Annotated in this window: 13 protein-coding genes; 8 read left to right on the top strand and 5 right to left on the bottom strand. The window is 70.6% G+C overall.

Annotation, left to right across the window (positions count from 1 at the left end):
• Nucleotides 1-103: 103 nt before the first annotated feature.
• The gene (locus tag I3V78_RS33180) at nt 104-1,324 is read right to left on the bottom strand and encodes a serine hydrolase domain-containing protein (protein ID WP_204493974.1); all 1,221 of its coding nucleotides are present in this window, start codon (nt 1,322-1,324) and stop codon (nt 104-106) included.
• Between the two features lie 75 nt (nt 1,325-1,399).
• On the opposite strand from I3V78_RS33180, the gene I3V78_RS33175 reads away from it, so the two are divergent.
• On the top strand, nt 1,400-2,035 hold the full coding sequence (locus I3V78_RS33175; RefSeq protein WP_204493972.1) for a TetR/AcrR family transcriptional regulator: 636 nt from the start codon (nt 1,400-1,402) through the stop codon (nt 2,033-2,035).
• Between the two features lie 10 nt (nt 2,036-2,045).
• Here I3V78_RS33175 and I3V78_RS33170 read toward each other — a convergent pair whose 3' ends face one another.
• Complete coding sequence (locus I3V78_RS33170) at nt 2,046-2,708, bottom strand: hypothetical protein (RefSeq protein ID WP_204493969.1); 663 nt, start codon at nt 2,706-2,708, stop codon at nt 2,046-2,048.
• Nucleotides 2,709-2,847: 139 nt separating this feature from the next.
• Between I3V78_RS33170 and I3V78_RS33165 the strand changes: the two genes are divergently transcribed.
• Entirely contained in the window at nt 2,848-5,265 is a 2,418-nt protein-coding gene (locus I3V78_RS33165; protein ID WP_204493966.1) for a DEAD/DEAH box helicase, read from the top strand.
• A 12-nt stretch (nt 5,266-5,277) separates the two neighbouring features.
• On the top strand, nt 5,278-6,642 hold the full coding sequence (locus I3V78_RS33160) for a ribonuclease H-like domain-containing protein (RefSeq protein WP_204493964.1): 1,365 nt from the start codon (nt 5,278-5,280) through the stop codon (nt 6,640-6,642).
• Nucleotides 6,643-6,646: 4 nt separating this feature from the next.
• Here the strand turns inward: I3V78_RS33160 and I3V78_RS40265 are convergent, their stop codons facing one another.
• From I3V78_RS40265 to I3V78_RS33145, 3 genes are all read right to left on the bottom strand, one after another.
• A complete protein-coding gene (locus I3V78_RS40265; RefSeq protein ID WP_204493962.1) occupies nt 6,647-8,758 on the bottom strand; it encodes an FUSC family protein in 2,112 nt (703 codons plus the stop codon).
• A gap of 91 nt (nt 8,759-8,849) precedes the next feature.
• Nucleotides 8,850-9,998 (bottom strand): FAD-dependent monooxygenase, encoded by a 1,149-nt coding sequence (locus I3V78_RS33150; protein WP_204493959.1) that lies wholly within the window; start codon nt 9,996-9,998, stop codon nt 8,850-8,852.
• Nucleotides 9,995-11,263, bottom strand: a complete 1,269-nt coding sequence (locus tag I3V78_RS33145; protein ID WP_204493957.1) for an aminotransferase class I/II-fold pyridoxal phosphate-dependent enzyme — start codon at nt 11,261-11,263, stop codon at nt 9,995-9,997. The genes I3V78_RS33150 and I3V78_RS33145 overlap by 4 nt, the downstream gene beginning before the upstream one ends.
• Before the next feature lie 87 nt (nt 11,264-11,350).
• On the opposite strand from I3V78_RS33145, the gene I3V78_RS33140 reads away from it, so the two are divergent.
• From I3V78_RS33140 to I3V78_RS33120, 5 genes are all read left to right on the top strand, one after another.
• Complete coding sequence (locus I3V78_RS33140) at nt 11,351-11,989, top strand: hypothetical protein (RefSeq protein WP_239576831.1); 639 nt, start codon at nt 11,351-11,353, stop codon at nt 11,987-11,989.
• A gap of 14 nt (nt 11,990-12,003) precedes the next feature.
• The gene (locus I3V78_RS33135) at nt 12,004-12,423 is read left to right on the top strand and encodes a hypothetical protein (RefSeq protein ID WP_204493954.1); all 420 of its coding nucleotides are present in this window, start codon (nt 12,004-12,006) and stop codon (nt 12,421-12,423) included.
• A 2-nt stretch (nt 12,424-12,425) separates the two neighbouring features.
• Complete coding sequence (locus I3V78_RS33130) at nt 12,426-12,680, top strand: hypothetical protein (RefSeq protein WP_204493952.1); 255 nt, start codon at nt 12,426-12,428, stop codon at nt 12,678-12,680.
• Between the two features lie 183 nt (nt 12,681-12,863).
• A complete protein-coding gene (locus I3V78_RS33125; protein WP_204493949.1) occupies nt 12,864-13,676 on the top strand; it encodes a glutathione S-transferase family protein in 813 nt (270 codons plus the stop codon).
• 85 nt (nt 13,677-13,761) lie between these two features.
• Nucleotides 13,762-15,861 carry a M13 family metallopeptidase gene (locus I3V78_RS33120; RefSeq protein WP_204493947.1) on the top strand — a complete coding sequence of 700 codons (2,100 nt, stop codon included), beginning with the start codon at nt 13,762-13,764 and terminating at the stop codon, nt 15,859-15,861.
• Nucleotides 15,862-15,942: the final 81 nt, after the last annotated feature.

Genomic DNA, 15,942 nt, shown 5'->3' with positions numbered 1-15,942 from the left:
GGGAGTCGTAGCCTGTTTCCGCCCCGCTGTGTGTTCACTTCAGTACATGGAAGGGATGAGCCGGGGACACGCACGAGGGGCGTGCCCCCCATTGACGTGCGGCTCAGGGGGCCGGCGTCGGGTACAGGGCCTGGATGAGGGCGGCGGGGAACGCGCCCGACATGCCCTCGAAGGAGGTGTTGGTCAGCGCCACCACCGTCAGGCGGCGCTCGGGGTCCACGAACCAGCTGTGCCCGTAGGCGCCGCCCCACTGCCAGGTGCCCGCGGACTGGACCGACTTCGCCCGGGCGGGATCCCCGAGCACCGCGCCGCCGAAGCCGAAGCCCCAGCCAGGTCCCTGCGTCTCCAGGGGGCCCACCTGGTTGGCCATCATCTGGGCGGCGGTGGCGGGCTTCACCACGGGGGCGCCGCCCTTGCGGATGGCCTCGAGGAACTTCAGGAAGTCGCCTGCGGTGCCCACCATGCCGGCGCCGCCGGAGGGGAAGGCGCGGGCATCGAACGCGCGCCCCGGCACGAAGCGGACGGCGGCGCCGTTGGCGGCGACGGGGACGACCTGGAGCTCGCCCATGCGCACGGGCTCGGGCTTGCCGTCGGTGTAGGGCGTGGCGAGCCGGGCCTTGGCGCGCACGGAGAAGCCGGTGTCGGGCATGCGCAGGGGCTTGGTGACGAGCCGCTCGACGGCCTTGGGCAGGGGCGCGCCCGCCGCCTGGGCCACCACGGCGCCCAGCACGTCGATGGCGACGGAGTACTGCCACCGGCTGCCGGGCGCGAAGGACAGCGGCACGGAGGCGATGCGGCGCAGGTTCTCCTCCAGGCCCAACTCCGGCGCGTCCATGCCGTCGGAGACCTGGGCCTTGAGGTAGGGGCCGTCCGCGGGCTGGAGGAAGCCGTAGCTGAGCCCGGCGGTGTGGGTGAGCAGCTGGCGCACGGTGATGACGGCGGGCTGGCCGTCGGGGAGCGTGGGCTGGAAGGTGGGCAGCCAGCGCGTGATGGGCGCGTCGAGCGAGAGCTTGCCCTGGTCCACGAGCGCCATCGCCGCGGCGCTCACGAGCGGCTTGGACATGGACGCCAGACGGAAGAGGGCGTCCTCGCGCATGGGCGTCTGGGCTTCCCGGTCCGCCAGGCCGGCGGCGCGGTGGTAGACGAGCTTGCCGTCCTGGGCCACGAGCACCACGGTGCCCACGAGTCGCTTGTCCGCCAGCGCCTGATCGATGACCTGGTCCAGCCGGGCCTGGAGCGGACGCTCCTCGGCGTGGGCGCCTCCACTCAGCAACAGGCCCAGCAGGCCCAGGGTGGGGATTAAGGTGTGCGCGCGCGTGTGCATCGGTATGAACCTCCTATTCCGAACGAGCGTTCGGAAAATCGAGGGCATGAATGCGGTGATTTCGGAGGGTTCGCTATGAAAAGAGCACCGACCCAGGAGCGGAGGGGCCGGGGACGACCTCGGGAGTTCGACCGGGAGGAGGCGCTGGCGCGGGCGCTGGAGGTGTTCTGGGCGCACGGATACGAGGGGGCGTCGATCGCGGACCTGACCGGAGCGATGGGCATCACCACGCCGGCGCTCTATGGGGCGTTCACGTCGAAGGCGGAGCTGTACCGGGAGGCGGCGGAGCTGTACCAGGCGCGGCAGAGCGAGGCGTTCTGGAAGGCGGTGGAGCACGAGCCCACGGTGCGCGGGGCCCTGACCGTCCTGCTGGAGGGGGCGGCCCGAGCGTTCACCGATCCGCGAGTGCCCCGCGGGTGCATGCTCTCCACGGCGGTGCTCACGTGCGCGGAGGAGAACCAGCCCATCGCGCGGTTCACGGCGTCGATGCGCCAGGGCGCCCTGGAGCGACTCCAGACGTTGCTCGGGCGGGGCGTGGAGACGGGGGAGTTGCCAGCCACCACGGACGTGGTGGGGCTCGCGCGGTTCTACGGGGCCATCACCCAGGGCATGTCGGTGCAGGCCTCTGACGGCGCGAGCGAGGAGGACCTGATGCGCATCGCCGCGTTTGCTCTGTCACGCTTCCCGGGTGGGGACGGACCGCGCGGGTGAGCGTGGATTCTCAGCGCGCGGCGGATTCGGACTCCGCCTTCTGCGCTTCCTTCCGCAGGTGCTTCGGCTTGCGCACCTCGGCGGGGTCGGGTGGCTGCACGTGCGCGCAATGCGTGAGTGACGGAGGATCGAAGCACTGGATCCGGAAGTCGTTCTTGTCGCACCGGCCGCGCGGCGTCGCGGCGCACTGCACCTCCGCGCGGTTGGCCTTGCAGTCGTACCCGAAGGCGATCGCCGTGGACGCCGTGAGGTAGCCCGGCTTCGGTGTCTCCGCGCCGAACTCGTGGACGATGGCCTCGGAGGGGTCCCAGCACTTCAGCTCGCCGAAGTGCTCGCGGCACACGCCATAGGGCGTTTGGGCGCAGGCGACCTTCCCCTGGGCCACGAGGCAGTTGAAGCCACAGGCGGCCTCGTCGCCGATCGCCTTGCACTCGGGGCGCAGTCCCGTGTCGGGGGGATGGTGGATGGCCGCGAGGGACGGGTCGAAGCAGTACACCTTGTTCTGGAACATCGCGCACGTGCCGTAGGGCGTGCTGGCACAGCGCACGTCGTCGACACTGCGCTGACAGGCGTAGCCACACGCCGTCTTGCCGTTCACGAACAAGCACGAGGTGGGGGGCGGAGCCGGAGGTGTCGAGGCGAGGAGGGTGAGGCCGAGAAGCGCGAGGAGCATGGGCGGCACGCGGGGCGGAGGGAAGACCCCCGCGACGAAATGGGAAGCCCGTTTATTCACGTCCTTATGCGAGGGACACGGCCGTCAGCGGCCATCCGCGTTGCCTCTCCAGGTACACGCTTGTACAGTGCCCGGCCTCATGAAGCCTGAGAAGGAAGAAGGGGCTTTCACCGGGTCCCGGCGCAAACCCTGGACGGGCCCTCGCGGCCTCGATGCCGTCCTCCAGGGCTGGCGCGACAACAAGCAGCTCTGGCCCGACATCGTCCTGGACGAGGTCACGCCCGCCCGTGTCGGCTCGCACGCCCCCGTGCCCGAGGCCGTGGCGCCCCAGGTCCGCGATGCCCTGCGCCGCCGGGGCATCGAGCAGCTCTTCTCCCACCAGGCCCAGTCCTTCGAGCTCGCGCGCTCCGGGCAGCACCTGGTCATCGCCACGCCCACGGCCTCGGGCAAGAGCCTCTGCTACAACCTGCCCCTGCTGGACCGCTTCGCCCGTGAGCCCCAGGCGCGCGCCCTCTACCTCTTTCCCACCAAGGCGCTCTCGCGCGACCAGGAAGAGTCCCTGCGCGTCTTCATGCGCGAGGCGGGCCTGGAGCACGGCGCCATCACCTTCGACGGGGACACCCCGGCGGACGCGCGGCGCGCGGCGCGTGAGCGCAGCGGCGTGCTGCTCACCAACCCGGACATGCTCCACACGGGCATCCTCCCGCACCACGCGAGCTGGGCCCGGCTCTTCTCCAACCTGCGCTACGTCGTCATCGACGAGCTGCACACCTACCGGGGCGTGTTCGGCTCGCACCTGGCCAACGTGCTGCGCCGCCTGCAGCGCGTGGCGGCCTTCCATGGCTCGTCCCCCACGTTCATCCTGGCCTCGGCCACCATCGGCAACCCCAAGGCCCACGCCGAGCGGATGCTGGGCCGCGAGGTGGCGCTCGTGTCGGAGAGCGGCGCGCCCGCGGGCGAGCGCCGGGTCATGGTCTACAACCCGCCCGTGGTGAACGCGGAGCTGGGCATCCGCGCCAGCTACCTCAAGAGCGCCGTGCGCCTGACGTCGGACCTGGTGCGCGCGGGCGTCTCCACGCTCCTCTTCGGCCAGTCGCGCAACTCCGTGGAGGTGATGCTCAAGTACCTCCGGGACCGGTTCGTCGAGGAGAAGATGGACCCGTCGCTCATCCAGGGCTACCGCGGCGGCTACCTGCCCGGCACGCGCCGCGCCACCGAGGCCGCCATGCGCGCGGGCGAGGTGCGCTGCGTGGTGGCCACCAACGCGCTGGAGCTCGGCATCGACATCGGCTCGCTCGACGCCGTGGTGTGCGCGGGCTACCCCGGCTCCGTGGCGGCGCTGATGCAGCGCTTTGGCCGCGCGGGCCGCCGGGGCTCGGGCAGCCTCGCCCTGCTCGTCACCTCCAGCGCGCCCCTGGATCAGTACCTCGCCGCGGAGCCGCGCTCGATCACGGGCGCCCCCGTGGAGCACGCGCGCATCGATCCGGACAACGTGGAGATCCTGGTGCAGCACCTCAAGTGCGCCTCCTTCGAGCTGCCCTTCGAGGAGGGGGACACGTTCGGGGACGTGCCGGGCGAGTCGGTGTCGGACGCGCTCGGCTTCCTCGCCCAGCATCAGGTGGTGCACCCCACGCCCGGCCCCGAGGGCCGCCGCATGTTCCACTGGTCCTCGGACGCGTACCCGGCCAACCACGTGTCGCTGCGCAGCGTGGGCTGGGACAACGTGGTCATCATCGAGCTGGGCACGGACCGCACGCTCGCGGAGATGGACTTCCGCTCGGCGCACACCATGTTGCACGAGCAGGCCATCTACCAGCACGACTCCGAGCAGTACCAGGTCGAGCGCTTCGACTACGACAACCACAAGGCCTACGTGCGCAAGGTGGCGCCCGACTACTTCACCGACGCGATGACGTACGTGCGCGTGAACGTCATCCAGGAGGACCAGGGCGCTGCGATGGGGCCCTCGCTCCAGGCGGGCATGGGCGAGGTGAGCGTCATCGAGAAGGTGGTGGGCTACAAGAAGATCAAGTTCCACACCCACGAGAACGTGGGCTACGGCGAGGTGGCCCTGCCGGAGATGCAGATGCACACCACGGCGCTCTGGCTCACCGTGCCCGAGAGCGTGGTGCGCTCGCTCGGGGCGCCCCGGCCCGCCGTCATCGACGCGCTGCGGGGGCTCACCACCGCGCTGCGCACCGTGGCGTGCGTGGGGTTGATGATCGACCCGCGCGACCTGGGCAAGACGCTCGGTAGCAAGGACGACGCGGACGGGCCGCCGCGCAAGGACGGCGGCGTGGGCTTCGATCCGACGATGTTCCTCTACGACAACATCCCCGGGGGCGTGGGGCTGGCGGCGCGGCTGTTCGACCAGCGCGAGGAACTGCTCCGGCGCGCGCGGCGGCTCCTGGAGGCGTGCGTGTGCGAGGAGGGCTGCCCCGCTTGCATCGGGCCCGCCGCGGGAGGCATGCCGGGCAGCGCGCCCATGGAGGCCCATCCGCGCAAGCGGCTCACCCTGGAGATCCTCTCGGCGCTGGGTGTCGTGGCCCTGCAGTAGGCGAGGTGCACCGTGGACTTGAAGCGCAAGCTGGCGAGGCTTGGCGGCGTGGGTCCCGGTGCGAAGCCGGCGCCCGCCGCGCCGCCCGTGGAGACGCCCGCGCCGCCCGTCGCCGTGGAGGCGCCCCCCTCGGGGCCGGACCCGCGGGTGGTGGCGCTGCGCCGGATGTTGGGCGAGCTGGCCGAGCGACAGGGCGCCGCCGCCGTCGCGCGCCGGGGAGTGCCCGAGGCGCCGCGTCCGGGTCCGCTGCCCGCCGAGCCGCGCACCACGTCCCACGGCGTCGTGCACGTGGCCGAGCAGTGGCTGGACGAGGACGCGCACCATGGCCGGGCGCCGCTCGCGGAGGCGCTCGACGTGGAGGGCGCGCTGGTGGCGGCGCTCGCGCTCCAGCCAGGGCTCGCGGGCGTGGACTTCCAGCGCATGCTCTTCCTCGACACGGAGACCACGGGGCTCGCGGGCGGCACGGGCACCGTGCCCTTCCTGGTGGGGCTGGCGTGGTTCGAGGGTCGTCGGCTGCGCGTGCACCAGCTCTTCCTGCGCCGCATGGGCGAGGAGACGCCCATCCTCCGGGTGCTCGCCGAGCGCATGGCGGCGTCCTCGTGCCTGGTGACCTTCAACGGCAAGAGCTTCGACTGGCCGCTCTTGCGCACGCGCTTCATCCTCAACCGGGTGCCCGTGCCGCCGGAGCTGCCACACCTGGACCTGCTGCACTGCGCGCGCCGGGTCTTCAAGTACCGGGGCTCGGGCACGCGCCTGGTGCACCTGGAGCAGCAGGTGCTCGACTACCACCGGGTGGGGGACGTGGATGGCTCGCTCATCCCCGAGCTGTACTTCCGCTTCCTCCGGGACGGAGACGGCTCGTCGCTCACGCCCGTGCTGGAGCACAACGCGAAGGACCTGCTGCTCCTGGCGGCGATGCTGGGCCTGCTGGTGCGGCGCTTCCGGGCGAGCGGCGCCGAGGGCACCGACGCGCGGGATCTGCTGGGCTTCGCCAACGTGGCGCTCCGGGCCCGGGACTACGCGCGGGCCCAGGACTTCGCCCGGGCCGCCGCGGCGGGAGACACGGGCGTGGTGGGCTCCGAGGCCCTCGCGCTCGTGTCCCGACTGGCCAAGAAGGGCGGGGATGACCGGACGGCGGCGGAGCATCTGCACCGCGCGCTCGTCTCGGCCCGGGTGGACCAGCGGGGCCCCCTCCACCTGTCCCTGGCCAAGCTCTACGAGCATGGGCTCAAGGATCTGCCCCAGGCGCTCCACCATGCCCGGCTCGCCGCGCCCGCGGAGACCGGCGAGGCCCTGCGTCGCCGCGTGGACCGCCTGGAGCGCAAGCTGTCGCGACTGGCGCGCACGCCCACGCTGGATTGGAGCAAGCCGCTCTAACGGCTCAGGCCCTCCAGGGACGCAAGAGCCGCGTGGGGGCGCGCAGGCTCCGAGCGAGCAGCGCCAGCGCCTCGTCCACCCGCCCGAGCCAATGCAGGAGGATGGGCGGACTGGCGGGGCCGCGGCGCAGGGTCTCCGGGCCCACGAGCGCGCTCCGGGCGCGGGCGAGCAGCGCGGCGGCGGGCGCGACGGGGGGCACGTCCTCGCGGCCGATGCTCTCCGCCAGCGCGCGGGTGTTGTGGGCGAGCTGGAGCCCCGCCTCCCGCAGGAGCCGCCGGGAGGTGTCGTTGAGCTCCAGCAGGCCCCGACCCAGCTCCAGGTGCCGCACGGACAGCACCAGCTCGGACACGGCGTGCAGCGTGCGGACCGCCCGGGGCGAGAACCGGCCCAGGCCGCCCATGAGGGGCTGGGCCGTGGTGCGCAGCTCGCGCAGGCGCGCATCGAGCACCCGCGCGGAGTCGAGCAATCGCGCCGGCTCCGTGTCCCGGGTGCGGTTCACCACGGCCTCCTCCAGGTAGTCGCTCGTGGCATCGAGCACCTGGCGCGCCGCCTCCTGGACCTGGGCGGTGGTGCGCTCGGGCATCAGCACCAGGGCGATGAGGACTCCCACGGCCGCGCCAATGAGGGTCTCCTCGATGCGCAGGTAGAGCAGTTCGGGCGAGAAGCGCCCGAGCAGTCCGTAGAGCACACACAGCAGGGTGGTGAACCAGAAGACCATCCACCCGTAGGAGACCTGGATCAAATAGAAGCCGAGGAAGACACACACGAAGATGCTGGTGAGCTCGAGCCCCTCGTGGCCGTCGACGAGCCGCGCGAGGAGCATGCCCGCCACCACGCCGAGCACGGTTCCGAGCACGCGGCCCCAGGCGCGCAGCACGGTGTCCCCGCTGGAGCGCGTGCGCGTGAAGATGACGAAGGCGGTGATGACGGCCCAGTACCAGCGCTCGGCGGACACGGCGTAGCCCGCGGCCATGGCGAGCAGACTCGCCACGGTGATTTGAAGGGCCTGGCGGGTGGCGGGGTGGAGCCCCTTGCGCGTGAGCTCCTGGGTGACGGGAGCCGCTGGCGCGGCGCTCTTGGGTTCGAGCGTGGGCGGGAGCAGCTCCTCGGTGAGCTGGAAGCTCGCGTCCACCAGATCCGTGAGCGAGTGGCGGAGGCGACGGGCATCCGCGCTGCCGGGCGCGTCCCCAGAGGGATCCGGCGCCAGGGTCCGGATGCGCTCGAGGTGGGTGTGCATCCGCTTCCGGGCGACGGGCGAGCGGCCGCGCGTGGCGATGCGGGCCACCTGGAGGGCCCGGTGGGCCTCGACGCGGATCTCGGGCGACAGGGCACCGCTCTCCAGCATCTGCCGGACCGCGCCGAGCACCCGTTGCGTGGCCAGCTCCACCTCGAACAGCCGCTGCCGGAGATCCAGCGCGTGGCCGGGGAGCACGTCCTCCACCGCGAGGGCCGCGTCGCTCAGCCGGTCCGCCTGCCGTGACAGCCGACGCATCAGCGCGGGCGTCAGCCGGGGGTGTTCGGACATGGCCGCGAGCTCCCACAGCACCACGTCCACGGTGGTCCGGAAGGCCCGGAGCAATTGCCGCGAGGTGTGCTCCGGCCGGTCGGGGAGCAGCACGAAGCGCACGACGTACGCGATGCCCACGGCGACGACCATGGCGCCGGCGAGCGCGGGAAGCTGGGACAGCTTCGCGTGGAAGAACAGGGCGTTGAAGAAGGCGAAGAAGCCGATCATCCCGAGCGCCAGGCCCCGGGGCCCGAAGCGTCGCACGAAGGTGGCGATGAAGATGGTCACCGCGAACACCGCCGCGCCGAGCAGGGGAACCTGGGCGGCGAAGGTGCCGAGCACCAAGGCCAGGAGGGCGGGGAACACCAGCAGCACGGTGGTGAGCCGCTGCGCCCGGAGGTCCGGGTCGGACGCGATCTGCGCGCCCATCATCGCGATCATGGTTCCCACGAGCGTGACGGTGGGCGGCTCACCCAGCAGCCGGGCGAGCCGCGAGAGGATGAGCGCCGCGAGGCCCGCGCCCACGGCTGCTCGCAGGCCCTTGCGCAGCCGACCCAGGTCGGGGTCGGAGATTCGAACGATGTCCCAGAAGTGCTTGGCGTGGCGCACGTCCACCCTCCCCGAAGAGGTTGGGACCGGGAGGGCGTCCATGCGAGCCCGGCCGTCTGGCCGCCGGGTCTCCGGGGAGGCGTCGGGAGGCTCAGGGCTCGAAGCGCATGAGGGTCCGCAGCCGCTGGAGGTTGGCGCGCTCCGGCGTGAGCCGGGCCAGGTGATCCCTCAGGAAGCGGCCCACGGGGTTCGTCAGCTGGGCCACCCGGCCGAGCTGGAAGGACTGGGTCACGATGGCATTGGCGCGCCGGAGGCGGCGGTGCTCGTAGGCGGTGAAGGCCGCGGGGACCTCCGCCTCGCGCGCCAGACAGCGGGCGAGCACCACGGCGTCCTCGATGGCCTGGCAGCCCCCCTGGCCCATGTTGGGCGTCATCGGGTGGGCCGCGTCACCGAGCAATGTCACCCGTCCCTGGCTCCAGCGGGGCAGGGGGCGCCTGTCATGGATGTCCGTGCGGAAGAACTGGGCCTCGGGCGTCGAGTCGAGCACGGCGGCGATGGGGGCATGCCAGCGGCCGAAGCACTCGCGCAGGGCGGCGCGGCCCTCGCCGGGCGTGTCCTGGCCTCCGGCGGGGGCGTCGCGCGTGGCGTACCAGTAGAGCTCCCCATGTCCCACGGGGACGATGCCGAAGCGGGCGCCGGGCCCCCAGGTCTCCGTGGCCTCGCGCGGCTCGCTTCGCTCCAACTCCCGGGTGATGCCCCGCCAGCTCGTATAGCCCGAGTACCGCAGTCCATCGCCCCAGAGTCCCTCGCGCACCACCGAGCGCAGTCCATCCGCGCCCACCAGGACGTCCCCCGTGGCGCTCGTCCCGTCGGAGAGGGTCACCGTCACCCGCGTGCCCTCCTCGCGAAAGCCCGTCACCGCGCACCCCGTGCGCAGCCGTTCGGGCTCGAGCCCCGTGAGCAGCACCTCCTGGAGCCGGGAGCGGCGGATGGCGATGGCGGGCCCGCCGAACTCCTGTTCGATCCGGGCGAGCGGCAGGCGGGTGATGCGCCGCCCCGACGGATCGAGCGTGGAGAGCGCGGCCAGGGGCAGGCCCGCCTGGGCCACCGCGTCGGCGAGGCCCAGGGAGCGCAGCGCCGTCATGGCGTTCATCTGCATGATGATGCCGGCCCCCACGGGGCGCAGCGTCTCGGCGCGCTCGAAGACGGTGCAGCCGATGCCCGCGGCCTGGAGGGCCCGGGCGAGGGTGAGCCCGCCGATGCCGCCGCCCGCGATCAACACCCGAGGCGAAGGGGTCATGGCGAGGTGGGGTGGAGGATGAGGGCTTCCAGCCGCTCCAGGGCCTTGTCGAGCACCTCCTGGGAGGGGCCGAAGGACAGCCGCACGTAGTTGCGGAAGCGCGAGGGCCGGGCGCGGCGCTTGCCGGGGTTCACGTCGAAGAACTCGCCCGGCACGGTGATGATGCGCTGGTCGAGCGCGGCGCGGAAGAAGCCCATGCCTTCGTTGAGGGGCGCGGGCAGGCCCGCCACGCTGCCCCAGATGTAGAAGGTGCCATCGGGGGCGCGGTCCGTGCGGATGCCCAGCCGCTCCAGCCGCGAGTGGATGCGGTCGCGCTTGTCGCGGAAGTGGCGGTGGATGGCGAGCGTCTCCTTCACCACCAGTTCCTCTTGCAGCAGGGGCATGGCGGCGCGTTGCAGGGGGCGGCTGCCACCGCCATCCAGGAAGCTGCCCGCGCTGGAGACGGCCTCGATGACCTGGCGGGGCCCCACGGTCCAGGTCATGCGCCAGCCCGGGTAGCGCCAGTTCTTGGTGAGGCCGTCGAAGAGGACGACCGGGTCCTTGTTGACGTCCTCCACGTAGCGCGCGGCGCTCTCCACGGGCAGCTGGTTGGGGCGGCCCGACCAGATGTAGTGCGAGTAGAACTCGTCGATGAGCAGGGTGCACTCGAGCTCGCGCGCCACGCCCACCCAGCGGGCCAGCTCCTCGCCGTGGACGAGCTTGCCGGTGGGATTGCAGGGGTTGGAGAAGAGCAGGGCGGACAGGCCCCGGCCCTGGATTTCGCGGCGGAGGTCCTCGTGGGTGAAGGCGTAGCCGCGCTCGCCCTCGAGCAGGATGGGGATGGAGGTGAAGGCCTTGAAGACGTCCAGCAGCTCCTCGTAGGCGGTGTAGTCCGGCAGGAAGTGGCCGAGGTTGACCATGCCGAGACTGGCGGCGGCGCGGGTGAGCGCGGTCCGGCCGCCTCCGGAGAGCGAGACATTCTCCGCGCTGTACTGGCTGGGCATGCCGCGCCGGTACAGGCGGTTGTAGAGCGAGGCGATGGCCTCGCGCACCTCCCAGAGGCCGGCCACCGGGGCGTACTCCAGATCATTCATGTCCACCTGGACGCTGCCCACGCGGGGTGGGGCGCCGGGCAGATCGCCGATCTCGGGCTGGCCTTGGCCGAGGTTGCACCAGTCGGGATCCGACGGCCGGTAGCCTCGGCGCATGGCCTCGGTGGTGACGTAGATGACGCCCGTGCGGGGCACGGTGCGGAAGGCGGGAACCGATGACAGATCGTCGCTCACGGGGGCCACGCTAGCGGAAAATCTCCGCGTTGGGGCCGGAGGGCCCTGGTAGGCTCGGCGGGTATGTTCGGGACACGTCGCGAGGGGATGCTGCTGGGCCTGCTCTGCGGCCTCTGGAGTTGCTCGGCGCCCAACCCGAACGTCCGGGTGGAGCGGATGCCGAACGGCCTCTTGCGTGTCAAAGGCCCCTTGGCGGGGCCCTTCAAGACGACAGAGGAATTGGCCGCCCATGCCTGCGAACTCATGACCGCTCAGCCAGGTGCCGCGAACGGGGCCTACGGGTTCGAGTACTGCGCGCTGCACTACTACTCCCACGCGGCGCAGGGCTTCTTCCTCAGCTACCTCTCCGACATTGGCGGCAATGGCGCGGGAGGACGAAAGTATTGTGAGGTTCCGAGAGCGCTCGATGATGAATCACACCCAGATGCCATCATCCTGGGGGCCGCGCATTCCCATCCGAACACCCGTAAATTCTCAAGTGAGGATACGAGTGAATTGAGGCATTGGAGACCCACTCGGTTCATGGACAAGGACACAGGGCGTATCTGGGACAGGGCCCTTCTCATGTTCTTCCGAGAGCCTGCTGGAACCTGTAGTTCCTATCTTTACGACAACACATCGAGAAGGGTTCTGGCTTTGAGGCGTGGTCAATGGACGGCCATCGGTCAAGCAAGTGGTCCTTACGGTGAGGTCGAGATGTTCCAAGGTCAGGATTGGCTGCCATGAGGTATGGGCGTGCGATGAGACAGGCGTTCCTGGTCACCATGTCAGGAGCCGTGCTCTTGTCGGGTTGTGGTTTCCTGGGCCTCTACAGGTTTCATGCGGCTGAAAGAGCTTCTCCGGAGGAGGCGGCACGGGTCGACTTCCCCAACTCCTTCGAGCAAGGCGTCCATTTGAGTGGTCCCAGGATGGCGGCGGTCAAGGTCGCCATGGACGCCTTCATGCCCCCCGGCTCTCGTGTGAAAGGGGACAACGAGCAACTCGCTGAGTGCCTCTCCAAATGGGAGACGTATGATGTTTCCGTGTTGCAACCCAAGGAGGATTTGTTCTTCGTCCGCTTCTTTCCCATGATCGAGAGATGTGGGCTGGATGTGATGGTTCTGGACGCGGGGGCCGTCTATGCGGTTGATGCAAAGGGCCGCATTGTGGCGATTCAATGAGAATGAAGACGTTTCTCGCGTGGAGCATGGGCGGTGTGCTCCTCTTGCCTGGTTGCGCGGTGCTCAACCTCTTGGGGTACTACAAGTATCAACCCGCGGAGAAGGCACCTCCGACCGAGGCGGAGCAGGTGAGGTATCCCGCGTCGTTCGAGGGCGGCCCCCGTCTCGATGGCCCGATGATGAACGCACTTCACGTCGCCATGGAGGACTTCATGCCTCCAGGGGTCCGCGCCACGGGTGATGATGCGGATCGTTGAGTGCCTTTCTCGTTGGGAGACATTCGATACCACTGTCCTACGGACGGAAGATCTCTTCTGCGTGAGCTTCATTCCCGACGTCTCGCGCTGTGGTCTCGACGCGATCCTGATGGATGCGGGTGGGACCTACGCGGTGGATGCGAAGGGCAGGATCCTCGACGTGAGATGAGGCATGCTCCCCGCATGCCTCCGTCTGGCCGGACCCTCTATCAATTCCCCATCTCCCACTTCAGTGAGAAGAGCCGCTGGAACCTGGAGGCCAAGGGCCTCGCCTTCCGCGCCCACCACCTCATCCCCGGGCTCCACCTGCTGGTGACGCGGCGGCTGACCAAGGGCGCCAGCGGCACGGTCCCCATCCTGGTGGACCAGGGGGAGATCATCCACGACTCCACGGACATCGCCCTGTACCTGGAGCGCGCCTACCCGGAGGCCCCCGCGCTGATTCCCACCACGCCCGCCGAGCGCGAGCGGGTCCTCGCGCTGGAGGACTACTTCGACGCGACGGTGGGCAAGAACGTGCGGCGCTGGGTGTACGCGCAGCTCCTCGAGGGCCAGGTCGACTTCCGGCCGCTCATGTTCGGCGCCCTCGCTCAGCCCTCGCGCGCGGTGGGGCGTGCCATGTACCCCCTCATCAAACGCGTCATCCAGCGCCAGTACGTGCAGACCCCCGCCAAGGTGGAGGCCTCGCGCGTGAAGCTCATGGAAGGCCTCGAGCGCCTGGAGCGCGAGATCGAAGGCGACCCCGCGCGCTACCTGGTGGGCGCGTCCCTGTCGATCGCCGACATCACCGCCGCCGCGCTCTACGCGCCCATGATGGGCGCCGAGGGCTCGCCCTACGCGCCCCAGCCCGGCGAGACCGTCCCCCCACGGCTCGCCGAGATGCGCGCCCAACTGCTCGCGCGGCCCGCGGGCCAGTGGCTCGTGCGCCGCTACCGCGAGGACCGCCGCCGTCTGGCCCAGGGCTTCCCCACGGGGCGCGCGCCCGGAAACGGGTGAGCCCCTGGCCTGGGAATTTTCCCCGGGCCGCCGGGTTGCCCGCCCCCCTCGATTTCTCCTCCCGACACCCTCACCGAGACCTCGCATGAACCGCTCGAAGTTCCTCCGTCAGTCCTGGCTCACCAGCACGCTCGGCGCCAGCCTCCTCTTGGGCTGCACGGCCAACACCCGCGCCACCCAACCCGAGGCGACCCCCGCCGCGCCCGCGCCCGTCCAGGCTCCGGTCGCCACCCGGGCGCTCGGGGTGGACACGAAGCACTTCGACACCAGCGTCCGGCCCCAGGACGACTTCTTCCGCTACGTGAATGGCTCGTGGATGAAGACGACGAAGATGCCCGCGGACAAGTCCCGCTACGGCGCCTTCATCGAGCTGCGGGATCAGAGCGAGGCGGCCCTGCGCGCCCTCATCGAGGAGTCCGTCGCCGTCCAGGGCGCTCCGGGCGGCTCGGACACCCAGAAGGTGGCGGACTTCTACAAGAGCTTCATGGACACCGAGCGCATCCAGCAGCTCGGGGTGGAGCCCCTGCGCGGCGAGCTCAAGCGCATCGCCGGCCTCAAGGGCAAGGCGGAGCTGCCGGAGCTGTTCGCCTCGCTGGCGCGCATGGGCGTGCAGACGCCCTTCGCCTCCTACGTGGGCCAGGACGCGAAGCAGGCGGAGCGCTACATCGTCTACGTCACCCAGAGCGGCCTGGGTCTGCCGGACCGGGACTACTACTCCAAGACGGAGCCCCGCTTCGTCGAGACGCGGGCCGCCTACGCCACGTACATCGAGACGCTCTTGAAGCTGGCGGGGGAGAAGGACCCGGCGGGCGCGGCCAAGGCCATCCTCGCGCTGGAGACGTCGCTCGCCGAGAAGCACTGGGAGCGCGCGCGCACCCGGGACCGGGAGGCCACCTACAACCTCAAGAGCGTGGCCGAGCTGGACGCCCTCACGCCGGGCTTCTCCTGGGAGCGCTTCCTCAAGGCCGCGGGCGAGGAGCGCTCGCCGGGCGTCATCGTCCGCCAGCCGGACTACTTCCAGGCCCTGGCCCAGGTGATCACCCGCACGCCGCTGCCCGTGCTCAAGCAGTACCTCGCCTTCAAGCTGCTGGACGGGTACGCGCCGCTGCTCAGCACGCCCTTCGAGCAGGCCGAGTTCGTCTTCCGCGGCAAGACGCTCCAGGGACTGGAGGAGAACCGCCCCCGGTGGAAGCGCGGCGTGGAGTCCGTGGATGGGGCCCTGGGCGAGGTGCTCGGCCGGCTCTACGTGGAGCGCCACTTCCGTCCCGAGAGCAAGGCGCGCATGGACGCGCTGGTGAAGAACCTGCGCGACGCCTTCCGTCAGGGCATCGAGCAGCTCGACTGGATGAGCCCCGAGACCAAGGCCCAGGCCCAGGCGAAGCTGGCGAAGTTCAACGTGAAGATCGGCTACCCGGAGAAGTGGAAGGACTACTCCGCGCTCACCGTCAATGCCGCGGACCTGGTGGGCAACGTCACGCGCGCCCAGGAGCTCGAGTACCAGCGGGACGTGGAGAAGCTCGGCAAGCCCATTGATCGGCTGGAGTGGGGCATGACGCCGCAGACGGTGAATGCCTACTACAGCTCCACGATGAACGAGATCGTCTTCCCGGCCGCCATCCTCCAGCCGCCCTTCTTCAACCCGGACGCGGACGACGCCACCAACTACGGCTCCATCGGCGGCGTCATCGGGCACGAGATCAGCCACGGCTTCGACGACCAGGGCAGCCGCTCGGACGGGGACGGCAACCTGCGCGACTGGTGGACGCAGCAGGACAAGGCCGCGTTCCAGCAGCGCACGGGCCTGCTGACCGAGCAGTACGCCGCCTTCAGCCCGCTGCAGGGCATGAACGTCAACGGCAAGCTCACCCTGGGGGAGAACATCGGGGACCTGAGCGGACTGACGGTGGCCTTCAAGGCCTACCAGCTGTCGCTCGGGGGGCAGCCGGCGCCCGTCATCGAGGGCTTCACCGGCGACCAGCGCTTCTTCCTGGGGTGGGCCCAGGTGTGGCGCACGCTCAACCGCGAGGACGCGCTGCGGCAGCAGCTGCTCACGGATTCGCATTCGCCGGGCGAGTACCGGGTCAATGGCGTGGTGCGCAACATGCCCGAGTTCTACTCCGCCTTCGGCGTGAAGCCGGGCGATGGTGCGTTCCTGCCCGCCGAGCAGCGGGTGAAGATCTGGTGACGGTGGATTTCTCCTGAGCGGGGGCGCGCGCTCCGGGTGCGTCGGAAATACGGGTCCGGGCTGCTAGGTTCGCGCGCCACC

This window comes from Archangium primigenium (assembly GCF_016904885.1).
GTDB lineage: Bacteria > Myxococcota > Myxococcia > Myxococcales > Myxococcaceae > Cystobacter > Cystobacter primigenius.
The sequence above is the reverse complement of the archived record's forward strand: the minus strand, read 5'-3'. Positions and strand labels throughout refer to the sequence as shown.